Raw genomic sequence first — 15654 nt, forward strand, 5'->3', positions numbered from 1 at the left:
CATGATTGCACTTTTTTGGAAACTATTCTAAAGTAATCATGATGAGTGACTTACGAGTCGCATCCACCTCAGAAAGGCAGGTTAACACCATGTGGTATGATGGCATTTTTGAATCTTTGCTGGCGTTGCGCGATGAAGAACGCGCTACCCAGATGTCGGCCTATATGCGGAATCAATTCCCGTTCCTAGGAATCGCGACGGGTCCGCGGAAAGCGGCTTATAAAAAATTTCTTGCAACCGCAAAAAAAGAAAAGAAAGTGGACTTCGATTTCGTCGATCGGTGCTTCGAGCGGGATGAACGTGAATTCCAGTATGCGGGCGTCGATTATCTTCTGGCTGTACAGGGTTGTCTTGGTCCGGAAGACTTGGCGAAGCTGAAGCAGTATATCCAAACAAAATCTTGGTGGGATACTGTCGACGGCCTTGATGGTGTTGTCGGATCGATCGTCCAACGTTATCCGGAATGCAAACCTATCCTCTTAGAATGGAGCGTGGCGGATGACATCTGGCTGCGGCGTGTCGCCATCGACCATCAACTCGGCTTCAAAGACAAGACGGACACCGCGTTACTGGCGGACATCATCAAAAATAATCTAAACCAAAAGGAATTTTTCATCAATAAAGCGATCGGTTGGAGCCTGCGCGATTTCAGCAAAACAAATCCCGATTGGGTACACGCATTCATTTCTGCGCATAGGGAGGATCTGTCCAATCTGAGCATCCGCGAAGGCAGCAAATATGTCTGATCGGAAAAATTCTTATTTTTTGATTGGTTCGTAGGTGAGCTGAACCAAACCGGAATCAAAAGTCTTCGCTGCCACCAGTTTCAAAGGCAGCTCCTGATTGCTTTCTTTAAACAACGGAATCCCTTCACCAAGCAGAATCGGAATAATGGACACGGTATAGCTGTCGATCAGGCCCTTTTTTCGGAAAAGGTCGATTGCTTCGGATCCGCCATCGATAAAGATGTCCTTGCCGGGTTTGCTCCGAATCTGATCCAACAATTTTTCGGGAGAGCCACTGTAAAAACGGACCTGACCATCAGGACGGCGCTCGGTCCGGGTCAGAACGTAACAATCCCGGCTTGCATGCGGGAAATCCCCGCCGAAAGACAGCACCTTTTCATAAGTCTTACGCCCCATGATGACTGTGTCGATTGTTTCAATGAAAGTGTCATAGCCATAATCTTCATCCGGTCTGGCGACACTATCAAGCCAATCGATGTTTCCGTCTGAATGCGCGATGTAGCCATCCAGGCTGACTGCAATATACACTTTGACCTTCCTTTTTCCCATCTGATCACCCCACTGACTTGTCTACCCCATACAGTCAACTATACGCTTGGTTGACAATCAAAGAAAGAATTTTTCGTTCGGAAATTGACAAAACCGCAAAAAAGACGATTCTGTCCGAATCGTCTTTTTTGCTTACAGCTTAATTTTTTGGTTGACAATCAGACATTGCCAAGCTCGTAGATTTGAATCAACTTGGGAGCGGATAAGTTAGGATCAAACGGATGGCGGAGTTAGCCGCAGCCGCTTCCCTGAAGAGGCGCAACAGTGATTCCCCATAACCGCCAAGTTGATTTTGCACGGTTTGCGGATCCCGCAGGATGATCATTTTTCCGGAAAAATCGGTCGTCAGACAATCCCACAAGGCATCGAGATTATTGCCGTAATATTCGGGGAGATGCAGTTCTCTTTTCAGATAAGCATGCATTGCTTTCCGGTCGGTCATCTTCCTGCCGTCCAAACGGATGATTTCCATCTTCAATCACTCCCCCTCCCCGTACAACTGTTCGAACGATTCGTAATGATCATCCGTGTAAAAAATCAGTCCGTCATTCGAGTACACGATGCGCTCCGCCCCACGGAAGCCACCATCATAATCGATATCTGCCTCGTAATAGGTCCTGCCCGATTTCTTCGGAAGCAAGCCTTCGCGATTGCCGAAGAAATCACCGCCGATGGACATTCCATCCGTCACTTCCCACAAGTTGCCTTCAGAGTTGTCCCAGCCCAATGCTTCGGCTTCATCCTTTGTCAGGTAGTTGGGCGGCAGCTCGTTGAACTGATGAATATAGGCTGACACTTCGTCTTTCGTTGAATAGGACTGCCCTTCCGTGACACCATTGCCGGTTGCCGTTTCAGCCGATTCCTGCGTCTCATTTTGCGGGATAGCTTCTTGGGTACCTTCTTCAATTGCTTGCGAGCTGCTGACGGCAATGCTGATCGAAGAATCGGGTGTCTGATCCTCGAAAAGCGAATCTACGCCATTGACCCATACGGCCAGAATGATCGCCAATAAAGCGAACAAGCCTTTTAAGCCGCTTTTTAAGTTTTTCATGCATTAGTCCCCTTTTTGTTAAGTGTATTCCCCGCTACGATACAAAAGGAACGCCAAATTGTCCAGTATTTAATCGGAATCTTGTTGATCCGTTCCGACCCGCACCATGATTTCGTTATGCCGGAACATCGGCGGCACGAACGGTGCGTTGAAGGACGCCAGCATATAGTTCGAAGTAGGCTGGTACTTTTTCTCCTGCACCCACTGAGCCAACTTCTCCAGCATGTCTCGTTCTTTCCGATCATTCGAATAACCGCCGTACTGGATGACCGCAAAAAGACCGCTGTCAAACTTTTTGACGGTCAACGAAGGGCTGTTGGGCTGCGGAATATCTTCCCATTCCGCCTTCGGGACAACGAACGCCATCTTCGTGCGATCGTCCGATAGTTCTTGGATTACAGGAACTGTCATGCTGATTTTTCGGTCCGCTTGATTATCTTTTGAAATATAACGGAACAAGGTGCCGAACCCGCTGTCCACATCCGGATCAGCTGCATTGTCGTATTCAACGATAAAGAAATCGCGGTATTCCCTCAATTCAAATGGCTCCTCCGACAACAGTACCGTGTATTCCGGGCGTTCATATTTGGCCATGTCTTTCTCTTCTCCATTCTGTTCCCTATTCTGCAAATGTGCATATTCGATAGGATATCGGCAGTTACTACTGTCTATTCTTTATGATTGAATTTTACCATGTTTTTCATTTTTCCCACAAAGATAGGCTGCTTGACTAGTTTGGGGCTTGTGCTATCTTCTAACAACTGATATAAATATATTAAAGACAAATGAGAGCGTTATCAACTTTGATGATTGGAGGCGGAAACCATGCTGAAAAGTTTTTCGTTGCAGGAAAAAAGTTGGATTATGTACGACTGGGCGAATTCCGCCTACTCCATTATCATCTCCTCGGTCATTCTGCCGCTTTTTTATAAATCGATCACGACCGGTGAAGGCATCGCCCCGAACTTGGCGGATTCCTATTGGGGCTACGCGACCTCGGCTGCGACATTGGTGATTGCGATCAGCGCCCCGCTCCTCGGGACAATCGGCGATTATCCGAAATGGAAAATGCGGCTGTTCAAAAGCTTCTTTCTGCTCGGCGTTGTCGCTACTGCAGCGCTCAGCTTCACGGACAATTGGCGCCTGCTGCTCGTTTTCTACATGCTTACGACAATCGGCTTTTCAGGCGCCAACATTTTCTATGACGCGTTTTTGGTGGATGTCGCGACGGAGGAACGGATGGACCGGGTCTCCACTTACGGCTTTGCGATGGGTTACATCGGGGGCAGTACGATTCCATTCGTGCTTTCAATTCTGCTGATCATGTTCGGAGAAAACATCGGCATTCCCCGGACGGTGGCCATCAAAGCCTCTTTCCTGTTCACGGCTTTTTGGTGGATCGCCTTCACGATTCCGATGCTGCGCAATGTGAAACAGCGCTATTTTGTGCCAGCCAGCGAGCACATCATCCATGATAGTTTCGGCCGGCTTTACAAAACGCTGCACCAGATCCGCAGCCATAAAAAAATGTTCCTGTTCCTGATCGCCTATTTCTTTTATATTGATGGGCTGAATACGATCATCCACATGGCAGCCGTCTTCGGCGACAGCATCGGTATTGTGTCCGACATGCTGATGATCGCCGTACTGGTGATCCCGATCCTGTCCTTTCCTTTCACGATTCTTTATGGAAAACTGGCCAAGCGTTTCGGCAGCAAAAAGATGATTTTGGTGGGCATTGTCATTTATCTGCTTGCCTGTCTGCTGGCTTTTCGGATGACCACCGCTGTTGAATTCTGGATCCTGGCTACACTAGTCGCAACTTCGCAAGGCGGTATTCAGGCTCTTTCGCGTTCCTATTTCGCCAAGCTTGTGCCTAAGGAGAACGCCAATGAATATTTCGGTTTCTACAATATCCTCGGAAAATTTGCCGCAATCATGGGTCCGGCCCTTTATGCGCTCACGAGCCAATTGACCGGCGACTCACGCAACGGGCTCGCTAGCATTTCCCTACTCTTCATCATCGGCGGCGTGTTGATGCTGCGGACAGAGGAAAATTGATCCGCCATTGCTTCTGATCCATACCCAAAAGGCTGACTCCCATGCGGAATCAGCCTTTTCTGGTTCTATCTCTTTTTGACGAAACCGGACAACGGACGTTTGACGAGTTCCGTGACGACAAGATAAGCGGAGGCGATCCCAAAAATGATCCCCAAATGCGCCAGTGTCGGCGTTTGGAATTCAAAGAAGGCGGCAGTAGCGGGAATCATCGGCAAGCTGACGGCAAGTACCATTGCAATCACCGATAGGACCACAATCGACGGCGCCGGCCAGCCTGCTTTGGTGATTGGCAACAAGGAACGTATCGAGAACATCAACAATATCTCCGTCAATACGCTGGCGATGAACCAGTTGGTCTGCAGCACTGCAGGGGAAATCCGATAGAACAGCCCGAAACAGATGAAATCGAAGACCGTGCTCACGAGTCCCATCGTGACAAAAATGATGTAGAGGGAATGCAGATCATATCGCTGTGGCCGTTCCACTTCCTGGGCCGATACCCGGTCAAACGCGATGGCCATCATCGGAAAATCGGAAAGCAGATTCAGGAGCAGCAGCTGTTTCGGCAGCATCGGCAAAAAGCTTATGAAGAGTGAGCCGATGGCGACCGCATAAAAATTACCGAAGTTCGAGATCAACGTGGCGCGGATGTATTTCATTGTATTGGCGTGCGTTTCTCGCCCGAAGCGGATGCCTTCAATGATCACCCGCAGATCGTTCTGGAGCAATACGATATCAGCGGTCTCGCGGGCGACATCGGCCGCGGATTGCACGACCATCGAGACATGCGCCGCCTTCAGAGCCGGCGCGTCATTGATCCCTTCACCCAAGTAACCGACCGTAAACTGTTCCTTCAGCTGTTGGATGAGTTCCAACTTTTGCTCCGGCGTCGTCCTGGCAAAGACCCGAATCGAGGATAGGCGTTTCTTCCTTTCGGCCAGAGATAATGCCAAAAACGCAGCCGCCTCCGTAACTTCAGCGCTCTCCGTCACCAGACCGGCTTCCCTTCCGATGGCCTCGGCAACCTTCAAAGCATCTCCTGTGATTACCGTGATAGCGACATTCATCTGTTTTGCGGCCGCTACGGTCGCAATAGTGGAATCCTTGATGCGGTCCACGAAAGAGACAAATCCGCCGAAATGTGCACCACTGCCGTCATCGTAGCTCACGCCCAGTACCCGGTGCCCCTTTTCTTCTTCCGCCTCTAGCCAATCCGCGACTGCATCCCGGGAAATCTGCCCTTCGCCAAAGAAATATTCAGGGCTTCCGCGGCGGATATGCAGTGTTTTGCCGTCCGCCTGTTTCACGAACGCACCGTTGCTGCGCAGCGCCGGATCGAAAGCCTCCTCCTGCACGAGACTGTAGCGGTCCACAATTTGCCGTTGCTCGGGTGTGAGGGCCTCATCGCTTGCATGGTCGAAAGGTTCCGGTATCCGATCATGCAGGTTGATGGCGGCCAAGCGCGCCAAGACCAGTGGATCGTAAGGCGATCCCGCCATCGGATAGACATTGCTGAAGACAAGATGGTTTTCCGTGATTGTGCCGGTCTTATCGGTGCACAACAGATTGACTGATCCCAAATCCTGGACCGCGGATAGCCGCTTGACGATGACATCACGCTTGGCGAATTCCAAAGCTCCCCGGGAAAGCGAGAATGTCAGCACCAACGGCAAAGCTTCCGGGATGGCCGACACAGCTAGGGCAATCGCGAAGATCAGCAGTCCTGTGACATCCGCTTGCCGGCCTTCGATCAGAATGTTCGCCACCACAACGAGTCCGAGCGTCAGCAGCGTCACTTTCATGATGAAGTTGCTGATTTTATCCACGCTCTTGACCAGTTCGCTCTCCGCCTGGACGGTTGATGCCGTTGCAGCGATATGAGCCAACTTCGTTTCCAGACCAATTGCGGTGACTTCAGCCAAGGCATTCCCCCGCACAATCACAACCCCTTGCAGCAGGCGCTCTTCATCGGCGGCGACCGTATTCTTGTCGGTAGCGGTTGTACTTGAAGCGGACGCACGTTTCGTAACCGGAATGGACTCTCCAGTAAATGTCGTTTCATCGACCAACAGATCGCGGGCAACGCGGACAATGGCATCTGCAGGCACGATATCGCCTGACTCGAGCTTCAGGGTATCTCCGGGCACCAACATCTCGGTAGGCACTTCCTTTTCCACTCCGTCCCTCATCACCGTTATTGTACTCAGCAGATAGGCTTTCAATTTATCGGCTGCTTGATTCGATTTGTGTTCCTGATAGACGTTGAGTGCTGTCCCAAGGAACACAAACAGTAGGATGAAGGCACCATCGATTGGCTCTCCCAGCGAGAAGGTCACGCCCGCCGCAATCAGCAGCATAAGATTGAAAATGCCCCGGAATTGTCTCAGAATCAGGCCCAGGAGGCGATGCCGCGGTACCGGCAGTGCATTCGCTCCGTATCGGACTCTCCGTTCAGCCGCTTCCGCTTCCGTCAATCCTTTCCATTCATTCCAATCATTATTATTTGTCATAGCTCATCATCGCAGCTTTCGCATCAAAGTAAGTAAAATCCCCTTCGTCGTAGTGCCAGACCGCCTTCAGTTCCGTCGGTTGACGGATGCCGTTGATTTCCTTGTATCCGCCGCAGATGGCTGACCATCTGACTTTCTCGCTTCTCCCATCCATCGTCGTGGCTTCCCGGTCATTGGTCGAAAAGGCAATCATCTCATCATCTTCATTGAACGTGAAGATTCCTTCCGCAGTGGTCCCATGCGCTGTAATCACCGCTTTGGCATGGTGCGCATCGATCGCCTCCCAACGAATGTAGTCCTGAAGAGCGGCATTCGGAACAAAGAGGCATTCGGAGAGGTACGTCACCAAACTGGCCTTGTCCATCGCTTCTCCATCAATGTCGAACAGTGTGATATTTTTTGCCACGATCCCTTTCATCGAGCCCTTGCCGTCGACGTAGGCATCCACACCTTCAAAAGGTATGCCGTAGAGCGAACTGTCGATGTAGGCGATGCGGTCGGGCCCGTCCACAAAGTTATATTGCGTGTAGGCAATCTTGATGGTCTTTTTTCCCTTTCCGAGCGAAAAAGCGACATCCGGGAAAACTACCTTCATGTAAGCCATCTTCGGTTTCCCGAGATGACCGCAACGGCGCAGATGGCGTCGGACAGGGCCCGGCAGCGTCGCAATATCCGCTTCCGTGAAGCGTCCCTTGATAGGCTCCGTTTCCTTCACTAAATCCTCCGCTAAATCGGTGAATTCCCTAGCAGCCTTCGATGGCGCCGTGCGCAGATAGGCATGAACTACGCCGGCAGTCCCGATCAGGACCCCACCGACCGCAATGATTTTCTTTATTGCTATCATTTTCTCTTCCATCCTTTCGAAATCTCTCAAAATCGTTTTATTATTTTCTCTGCAGAATCACTTCTTCACAGCTCTTATATAGAAAGAACGCTTACATCCAGAAGCACTTGCCGTCGCATCAAAAATGAACTTTTGGTGTACTTTCAACGAAACAGATTGACGACAGCATGCAATATGGATATAATCACCCTGACATTATTTTCAGATTTGAAATCAAAGGAGAACGGACTACTAATGAAAAACGCATCAAATACACAGAACAACACGATCGTCAGCTTGAAAGAATTCACTGCTAATCCAGCACCACTTGGCTTATTGGGCTTCGGAATGACAACAGTCCTCTTGAACATCCACAATGCAGGTTACTTCCCGATGAACACGATGATTTTGGCTATGGGTATTTTCTTCGGCGGCATGGCACAAGTCATTGCCGGCATCATGGAATTCAAGAAAAACAACACTTTCGGCGCAACTGCCTTCACTTCTTACGGCTTCTTCTGGCTTTCCCTTGTCGGAACGATTGTTATGCCAGGTCTTGGCATGGGTGAAGCGGCATCAGCTCAAGCGATGGCTGCTTACCTGTTCATGTGGGGACTGTTCACTTTGGGTATGTTCGTCGGAACATTGCGCATCAGCAAAAACCTGCAGATCGTCTTCGGTTCTTTGACATTGCTTTTCTTCCTGCTTGCTTTAGGAGACTTCACGGGCAATGAAATGATTTCAAGAATCGCTGGTTACGAAGGTATTTTCTGCGGATTATCAGCCATCTACGGTGCTTTGGCACAAGTTTTGAACGAAGTCTATGGCGAAGAAGTCCTGCCGTTGGGCAATGTGACGGCTGTCAAAAAAACAGCAAACGTTGAAGTAGCTACAAGCAAATAAACAACTGAATCCAATAAAAAAACGGGCGCTATGCAACATGATTGCATAGCGCCCGTTTTTTGTCTTTTCGGTGGCGTTCCTCTACCATTCGGTGAGGAGTGTCATTCGAAGTCAACAGCAATCTTTTTAACGGGGCTGGCTTGTGCAACCTGACCTGAAAATTTGCCTACTGCTCTGTCCTGAATAATGACTGGTTCGATTGATTGCTGCTGGTCGTGTATTGGCGATCTATCTGCTGACGATCCGGCAGCAATGGATTCTGGCGGCTTTCTTTTTGCCTTCTTCGATTTCCTGATCGAAGGCTGCCCGTTCTTCCGGCGTCAAGTCGTTGATCGACAGGAAACTCAGGTTGGAGAGTCTGTATGTTTCCTTCACATCGCTGTCGTTTCCAAATGCCGTCGCTTCGATGTTGTTCAGTACCTTATCCGGATTGCCGGCACCCACCGCCTCCAGGTTTTCCCTGTCCTGCTCGGAGAAACGCATCGCCAAATCGAGCGTGGTCGTCTTGTAGACGGCGCTGCCCATGAAGGTGACGCGCGTCAAATATTCGTTCGTGACTTCGTTAAGAAGGATATATTCTTTCACTTTTGACTGTTCCATGTTTAAGTTGTTCCCTCCAAAAATACCGGTTCGCCGCTCTGCGGGAACCTGTTTTGTTTGCATTCCCATTATAGACCATCCACTCCGCTTTTCACATACCCGCAGAACTAGTTTGCCGGTTCAGCCCGGCTTTTTGCTGTTTTTGTAGGCATCATGGAACCCTTCGAACGAGTCCAACAGAAAGATGAACAGGAAGACAGCCTTGATTGAGTTGAATGCAGTATTAAGTACCCGTTGTCCATCCGTGGCTTCGGCGATTTTTGCGACAAGCTCCGGATTCAGGATGGCTGCATCTTGAAGGATGAACCACAACAATACAAACGAAAGCACATTCAAAATCAGATTGGCGATCGCAACCGGATAGGTCCACTTTCTGAAAACAAGTTTGCTGGCTGAGAACAGCAATTGCAGCACCAACATGCCGTTGATGTAAGGCAGGTAACCTCGGAACACTTCCTGATTCAACATCGGAATCATTTCCCTGCTGCCGTCCAACGTATAGTAGAATCCCACTAGATGACTGTATTGGTTGACGAGAATGATGAACAGCACCGTAAAGATGATGCCGACGATGACCCCGACTCTGCTGAACGGTTTCTGCGGAACTTCCTTCTCAGGCAGATCAGCCAGACTCCAGTCTTCCTGGATTTCTGTCAGGATTTTCACTTTTGCCGTCCTTTCCATGATGGCGAACACGAGCGTCACCCACCCGAAGGCGCCGATTGCCGCACTGATTGCCGTCGCGAAACTTATGGCGAAATAACGCAGCAAGTCCACATCATTGACTATGAAATCGACGGTATTCCCGATCAGCGTACCGATGACCGCCACAATCATGACGATTTTCACGATCAGGAGGTAGGTGCCGTACAGCTCCGGACCGATCAGATGGGGCGGTTCCCTCAGTTGCTTTTCAGCCAGAAGCCTCGGACTCCCCAATCCTCTCAACACTTCGCGTTCTGTCTCTTCGGAAGGATCGCCGCGTTCTTGCAGCCGCTCCGCGATGATGCGGCGCATGGCTTTTTCCACTTCATCTTTTTCGGTCGGCGGGATATGTTTCAGGCCGGCCGCGATGTACCTTTCCTGCAGTTCCATTTTTGTCCCTCTTTTCTTTTCAGCCTTTGATTACCGCTACGGTCTTGAGGCGGCGGACCGGTTCGACGAGATCCAGTTCCTGTGAGAGCACAAAGTCGATGGCCTTGTAGGCGAAACGCGATTCCGTACCGACATCTGTCCGTTTGGCTTTCGCCAGAAAAACGCCTAATGCCCTCAAATCCAGAATGGTGTCCTGGACACTGAACTGTTCCCTGGCATCCAAACGGCTCATGCGCCTGCCCGCCCCATGCGAACAGGAAAGGAAGCTTTCCGGATTGCCTTTGCCTTTCACAAGATAGGAATACGTTCCCATTGCTCCCGGGATGATGCCCATTTCGCCAGTACCGGCGCGGATGGCTCCTTTGCGGTGGACCCAGACTTCTTTGCCGAAGTGTTCTTCCAGTGCGGCATAATTGTGGTGGCAGTGGACGGCATCCGACAAATTGACGTGGTTGATGCCGGCGTACTTTTTCACCCAGAGTCGGACGATATCGAGCACCTTCTCCATCATCTGGTTGCGGTTTTCTTCGGCAAAATCCATCGCCAATTTCATCCAACGCAGATACAGTTTCCCGAGATCACTTTCGGTGGAAAAATAAGCCAGATCCCACTCAGGAGGGACCGGAGACTGGTCCTGTCTGTTCACTTCCTTGGCCAGATCGTTGAAATAATGGCAGATCTTGAAGCCCAGATTGCGCGACCCGGAATGCAGCATGATGCCAAGCTTTCCCTGATCGTCCGTCTGCAGTTCGATGAAATGGTTGCCGCTGCCGAGCGTGCCGACTTGATAGGCGGCATCGTCCAGTTCCTTCATCAATTCCTGCGGCATTGTTTCCTTTTCCTCGGGTGTCATGCCATCAAGGAAGCGGGCGACCGATTCGCATTGCTGTTTTTTCTTATGGTGCTCGAAGCCAGTTGGGATATTCCGCAGGATGTCGCCCGCGATCGCCTGGGCCAGTTTCCCGTTCGGCGTCTCGATTTCGATCAGCCGTTCTACCGGAACGTTCGTCTGGACAAAGCTCATCCCGCAGCCGATATCCACCCCGACCGCATTCGGAATGATAACCTTTTCGGCAGCGATGACGCCCCCGATTGGCATGCCATAGCCGGAATGCGTATCCGGCATCAATACAACCCATTGATACAGAAACGGCAAATTCGCCAAATTCTTCGCTTGCTGCAGACAATCCTCGCCTATCTGTTCCTCATTCTCCAGCCACACCTTGATTGGCCACTTCTGTTCCTCGGGATTGAAGATGGTTATCATCTGATTGATGCCCCTTTCTGGATAGCTTGTCGCATGCACTATTTGACTTTTTGGTCCATCCGCGTTGCCAAATCGCTGAACTGCTGCAGCAAATCCGTGATCTGCCTTTCGCGGCGCGGATTTTTCCAGTTGATGACACCGCTGCCGATAACGTCGGCGCCATGTTCTTCGCAAAGTGCTGTCATCTGCTTCAAGGCATTTTTTCCGCCCATCCACGGGAAAGGGAAGAACTCGGTCACAAACAGGAGCGTGGGTTTGTTCTCAAATTGTCCGACCCGCGAAAAATAATGCTTCAGGACTGGGGAAGCCGAAGCTCCTCTTACCGGTCCGGCAATTATCAGGAGATCGTGTGCTTGCGGATCCGGATAGGACTTCAGTGTGATGTTCCCGCTGTTCGTTTCGTTCGTGTTTTCCTCCCCGATAGTCTTGAGCTGTTCCATTTCCACGTCATGCCCGTCAGCTATAAGTCTTTCCTGCAGCCGCTCTGCTACCGACAAAGTATTTCCCGTCAATGAGTGGATGATGATCCCGATTTCCATAGCCTTTCCCACTTTCTTTTTATATAATTTTCACCATTAATGAATGTGTTTTGTTTGTCCGAATGGGGACCTTGCCGCAACCTCGACTTTAATCCGATCGGGGTCTTCGAAAAAGACGGCGTAGTATTCTTTTCCGCCTGCGAAAGGATGTCTTTCGGGATACAAAAGCGGGATGCCGCGACTTTGCAGTTCCATATATAATTCGTCCACCTGATGCTCTGTATCGACCGCGAAAGCGAGATGGTTCAATCCTGTCCGGCCGCGGTGATAGGATTCATCCAGGAAGCGTTCGGCTGTCTGGACGAAGACGATGTAAGTATCCTCTTCCTTGTAGCTGAAGCCTTGATCCCATTCCTGATATTTGCTGAAGCCCAGCTTTTCCAACAGCCAGGACCAAAAATGCTTGCTGGCCGCCAGATCGCTGACATTGATTTCGATATGATGGATGAGACTCATTTACCCACTTCCTTTTCCGTTAAGATAATCGCTTGAATTTGGCATACAGCACCGGCCCGAGGAAGACCCCCAGCAGCAACAGGTAGAAGGCGTACGACCCAAAAATAGGCCCGATATTGTCATTCCCTACGGCGATGATTGCGTACAACCCCAACACCACAGCCGTCCAGATGATGCTCTTGCGGTAGGCGCTGACGATTGTCGGCACCTTCGTCACCATCGCTGCCATGTAGGTCAGGATCCCGGCCGGAATTGCCGTCAACAGGAATTTTTTATGATTGCTTTCATTTTAGACACTTCTTTCTTTGTTTTCGATTCCGCGCCTCCTCCGCTTACATTTTGAAAGCTGATTCTTTGTCCCAAGCGACTCGGTTTGTTATAGTCAAGCTATCAGCATTTCGCACAATGCCTGCACAAATTTATTCAGAATGAAAAATCGGAGGAAATTATGAAACTCAGCATCTTGGACCAAGTCCACATCACAGCAGGCGGCACAGCCGAGCAGTCCCTGCAGAACGCCAAAGAACTCGCCCGTTTAGGGGACAGCCTCGGGTACGAACGCATTTGGTTCGCCGAGCATCACGGCAGCCAACTGATGGCAAGCGCGGCACCTGAAATCATCGCGGCCTTCATCGCGGCCGCAACGGATCGGATCCGTGTCGGTACCGGTGGCGTCATGATGATGCATTACTCCCCTTTGAAAATCGCGGAAGTCTTCAAAACTTTGTCCGGCTTTGCGCCCGGTCGGATCGATTTGGGCGTCGGCCGTGCCCCCGGAGGCGATCGTCAGTCCATGTACGCATTGGCGCAAGGCAACCCGCCCCAATTGGACAATCATTACGAAAAACTGCGGACGATATTGGATCTTTTGGAAGACCGGAAACCTCAGGATCCACTTTACCGGGACACTCCCGCGGCGCCTGTAGATGTGACCGTTCCGCAGACCTGGTTATTGGGTTCGAGCGGAAACAGTGCCGTGCAGGCCGGCAGAATGGGCGTCGGCTATTCGTTCGCGCAGTTCTTCACCGGGACGCTTGATAAAAGCATTTTCGATCTCTACAAGCAGCATTTTGTTCCGTCCGCAGCCATTCCCGAAAAACAGATCAGCGTCGCTTTCCATGCCATCGTCGCGGATACGCGCGAAGAAGCGCTCTACGAAGAGTTGCCGTATGCAATCTTCAAGATGCAGCTCTTCCGCGGCATGATGCGCAACAATCTGATGACCCCGGAACAAGCCGCCGCTTACCCGTTGACGGAAATCGAGAAGCAACTCATCAACGACATCCGCAAAACGCATATTCTCGGGACCGCAACAGAGGCAGCCGAAACATTGCTGAATCTGCAGAACCAGTACGGGTTCGACGAAGCGATGATCATCAGCATGCCGCATTCCCAACAAGCGCGGCTCAAAACCTATTCCCTATTGGCGCAGGAGTTGCTGTAGACTGTCTGCCGCATCAAGATCGGTCATCCTCTTCACGGGGATGGTCTCTTTTTGCTTTTGCCCGTTCCAATGTTTCGGTAATCCTTTTTTGGCGGGTATCCGCACGTTTAGCTTGGGCGATCCAGAAAAGATAGTGGGCCTTTTCTCCGGTCGGCCAGTCTTCGAAACACGCGCGGGCAGCTGGGTCAGCCCTGAATGCCTGCTCCAATTCATCGGGCAGCTCCGGAACTTCCTTCGAAGAATAGGCCGCTTGCCATTTCCCGCTGGCCTTCGCATCCAGGATCACCGCCAAACCAGCTTCAGTCATCCTTCCTGCCTCAACCAAAGCTTCAGCACGCCGTCGATTGACCAGTGACCAGACACTTCCCGGCCTGCGAGGAGTCAAGCGGATGATGAAGCTGGATTCATCCAGACTGTACATTTTGCCGTCGATCCAGCCGAAACAGAGCGCCTCTTCGACCGCTTCCGCAAGCAGGATACCAGCCCCTTCAGCGTGGGCTTTTTTGATCTTCAGCCAAACCTGATCCTTTTGATCATGGTTGTGCGCCAGCCAGTCATGCCATTCCTGAGGCCCTTGCAAGCTGAGCCACTCTTTTGGAAATCCGGTTGCAGTCATCTGAGTGCCCCTTCCGCGTCGACTTTTTTCCTTTAAAACTCAATAGTCCTGATTATAGTATTCCAACACCCGCAGGCATCTGAGCGTATTCCAGCGGCTCACTTTTCCGGCTTGTTCCATCAGGAAATGCACCTCGCCAGGATGATGAGCCTGCGTTTTCCAGCGTCCATCAGGCAAACGCTTCTGCTTCAGAACCTCCACAGCATCCTGCAGCCTTTCGTCATAGGGATAACCGACACTTTGGAAATAATCGAGCGCACGTAAAATATCATAGCGCCAACGCGGCGGGTAGACCAGTTTCAAAAAGCTCTGATGAATGATTGCTCCGGTATGGTCGGATTTGTACAGCCGGTGCCGCAAAAGAAATTCCTGTGCCTCTCCTTCAATCCGCTTCAACTCCTCCGCCCTGTAGGCATAATCGGCCTTGATGTACTCACGGATGCCCTCCAGGACGCTAATCGTGGAATGCATCGAACTGTGCCGGGCTCCGGAACGGTTCAGCCGACAATTGAAGCCGCCATCGGCTAGCTGCTGGCTAATGATGAAATCGATCACCGACCTCAGCTTTTCCTCTTCCATCCCAAAGTAGCAGGCATAGTTCAGGAACATCCCGTTGATGCAGACATCGCTCTGGTTGATGTCTTTTGATGGATTGATGCCGCCGTCCGGACCGATTGAAGTGGCGAGGATGAGTGCCAGCGCCTTCTTGATTTCCGATGTTGCCGGGATACAAAGGTTGCGCAGATCCACCAAGGTGTAATGACTGCTCGCCCATTTCGGCTGGTAAAACGCGCGACCCCAATGGCCATCCGGTTGTTGTCGTTCCAGAAAAGCACGGCCCCAACCTTCCTTTACTATCCTGTTCCTCAGGTCAGCCAACGCAGCCGGGTCTTCATGCAACAGATCGCGTCTTGTCTGATATTGGATCGCTGCATCGCCTTCCAGAAGCCACGCGATGATTTCTGTCCGTTCCATTTTCATCGGCCCTTCCTTT

General features: G+C 50.9%; 18 protein-coding genes. 4 read left to right on the forward strand and 14 right to left on the reverse strand.

Features of this window, described 5'->3' with window-relative positions; genetic code table 11:
• Nucleotides 1-89: 89 nt before the first annotated feature.
• Complete coding sequence (locus C7R73_RS03780; RefSeq protein WP_106449200.1) at nt 90-746, forward strand: DNA alkylation repair protein; 657 nt, start codon at nt 90-92, stop codon at nt 744-746.
• Nucleotides 747-758: 12 nt separating this feature from the next.
• On the opposite strand, the gene C7R73_RS03785 is transcribed toward C7R73_RS03780, so the two are convergent.
• The 4 genes from C7R73_RS03785 to C7R73_RS03800 all read right to left on the reverse strand — a co-directional run bounded on the left by C7R73_RS03785 (nt 759) and on the right by C7R73_RS03800 (nt 2940).
• Nucleotides 759-1295 (reverse strand): dihydrofolate reductase family protein, encoded by a 537-nt coding sequence (locus C7R73_RS03785; protein WP_106449201.1) that lies wholly within the window; start codon nt 1293-1295, stop codon nt 759-761.
• A gap of 187 nt (nt 1296-1482) precedes the next feature.
• Nucleotides 1483-1767 (reverse strand): barstar family protein, encoded by a 285-nt coding sequence (locus C7R73_RS03790; protein WP_106449378.1) that lies wholly within the window; start codon nt 1765-1767, stop codon nt 1483-1485.
• 6 nt (nt 1768-1773) lie between these two features.
• Nucleotides 1774-2346, reverse strand: a complete 573-nt coding sequence (locus C7R73_RS03795; RefSeq protein WP_106449202.1) for a ribonuclease domain-containing protein — start codon at nt 2344-2346, stop codon at nt 1774-1776.
• Between the two features lie 69 nt (nt 2347-2415).
• On the reverse strand, nt 2416-2940 hold the full coding sequence (locus C7R73_RS03800; protein WP_106449203.1) for an SOUL family heme-binding protein: 525 nt from the start codon (nt 2938-2940) through the stop codon (nt 2416-2418).
• Nucleotides 2941-3171: 231 nt separating this feature from the next.
• On the opposite strand from C7R73_RS03800, the gene C7R73_RS03805 reads away from it, so the two are divergent.
• Nucleotides 3172-4407, forward strand: a complete 1236-nt coding sequence (locus C7R73_RS03805; protein WP_205076458.1) for an MFS transporter — start codon at nt 3172-3174, stop codon at nt 4405-4407.
• Between the two features lie 65 nt (nt 4408-4472).
• Here the strand turns inward: C7R73_RS03805 and C7R73_RS03810 are convergent, their stop codons facing one another.
• Together C7R73_RS03810 and C7R73_RS03815 are read right to left on the reverse strand one after the other, a co-directional pair.
• A complete protein-coding gene (locus C7R73_RS03810; protein WP_106449204.1) occupies nt 4473-6917 on the reverse strand; it encodes a cation-translocating P-type ATPase in 2445 nt (814 codons plus the stop codon).
• Nucleotides 6907-7761, reverse strand: coding sequence for a DUF6544 family protein (locus C7R73_RS03815; RefSeq protein WP_106449205.1), 855 nt, complete (start codon nt 7759-7761; stop codon nt 6907-6909). Before C7R73_RS03815 ends, C7R73_RS03810 begins: the two co-directional genes overlap by 11 nt.
• A 234-nt stretch (nt 7762-7995) precedes the next feature.
• Here C7R73_RS03815 and C7R73_RS03820 point away from each other — a divergent pair, with 234 nt between their 5' ends.
• Nucleotides 7996-8643, forward strand: coding sequence for an acetate uptake transporter (locus tag C7R73_RS03820; RefSeq protein ID WP_106449206.1), 648 nt, complete (start codon nt 7996-7998; stop codon nt 8641-8643).
• Nucleotides 8644-8871: 228 nt separating this feature from the next.
• Here the strand turns inward: C7R73_RS03820 and C7R73_RS03825 are convergent, their stop codons facing one another.
• The 6 genes from C7R73_RS03825 to C7R73_RS03850 are packed head-to-tail and all read right to left on the reverse strand — an operon-like array spanning nt 8872 to nt 12862.
• Nucleotides 8872-9312: a hypothetical protein gene (locus C7R73_RS03825; RefSeq protein WP_153060340.1), complete on the reverse strand. Its 441-nt coding sequence runs from the start codon at nt 9310-9312 to the stop codon at nt 8872-8874.
• Nucleotides 9313-9363: 51 nt separating this feature from the next.
• Entirely contained in the window at nt 9364-10338 is a 975-nt protein-coding gene (locus C7R73_RS03830) for a hypothetical protein (RefSeq protein WP_106449208.1), read from the reverse strand.
• Between the two features lie 19 nt (nt 10339-10357).
• Nucleotides 10358-11605: an RtcB family protein gene (locus tag C7R73_RS03835; protein ID WP_106449380.1), complete on the reverse strand. Its 1248-nt coding sequence runs from the start codon at nt 11603-11605 to the stop codon at nt 10358-10360.
• Nucleotides 11606-11643: 38 nt separating this feature from the next.
• Nucleotides 11644-12144, reverse strand: coding sequence for a flavodoxin family protein (locus C7R73_RS03840; RefSeq protein WP_106449209.1), 501 nt, complete (start codon nt 12142-12144; stop codon nt 11644-11646).
• A 36-nt stretch (nt 12145-12180) separates the two neighbouring features.
• The gene (locus C7R73_RS03845) at nt 12181-12600 is read right to left on the reverse strand and encodes a VOC family protein (protein ID WP_106449210.1); all 420 of its coding nucleotides are present in this window, start codon (nt 12598-12600) and stop codon (nt 12181-12183) included.
• Between the two features lie 19 nt (nt 12601-12619).
• A complete protein-coding gene (locus tag C7R73_RS03850; RefSeq protein WP_106449211.1) occupies nt 12620-12862 on the reverse strand; it encodes a hypothetical protein in 243 nt (80 codons plus the stop codon).
• 186 nt (nt 12863-13048) lie between these two features.
• Between C7R73_RS03850 and C7R73_RS03855 the strand changes: the two genes are divergently transcribed.
• Entirely contained in the window at nt 13049-14044 is a 996-nt protein-coding gene (locus tag C7R73_RS03855) for an MsnO8 family LLM class oxidoreductase (protein ID WP_106449212.1), read from the forward strand.
• Between the two features lie 13 nt (nt 14045-14057).
• Here C7R73_RS03855 and C7R73_RS03860 read toward each other — a convergent pair whose 3' ends face one another.
• Together C7R73_RS03860 and C7R73_RS03865 are read right to left on the reverse strand one after the other, a co-directional pair.
• Nucleotides 14058-14660 carry a YdeI/OmpD-associated family protein gene (locus tag C7R73_RS03860; protein ID WP_106449213.1) on the reverse strand — a complete coding sequence of 201 codons (603 nt, stop codon included), beginning with the start codon at nt 14658-14660 and terminating at the stop codon, nt 14058-14060.
• Nucleotides 14661-14699: 39 nt separating this feature from the next.
• Entirely contained in the window at nt 14700-15635 is a 936-nt protein-coding gene (locus tag C7R73_RS03865; RefSeq protein WP_106449381.1) for a prenyltransferase/squalene oxidase repeat-containing protein, read from the reverse strand.
• Nucleotides 15636-15654 lie beyond the last annotated feature (19 nt).

Source organism: Trichococcus alkaliphilus, from assembly GCF_003008695.1.
In the GTDB taxonomy this organism is placed as follows: domain Bacteria; phylum Bacillota; class Bacilli; order Lactobacillales; family Aerococcaceae; genus Trichococcus; species Trichococcus alkaliphilus.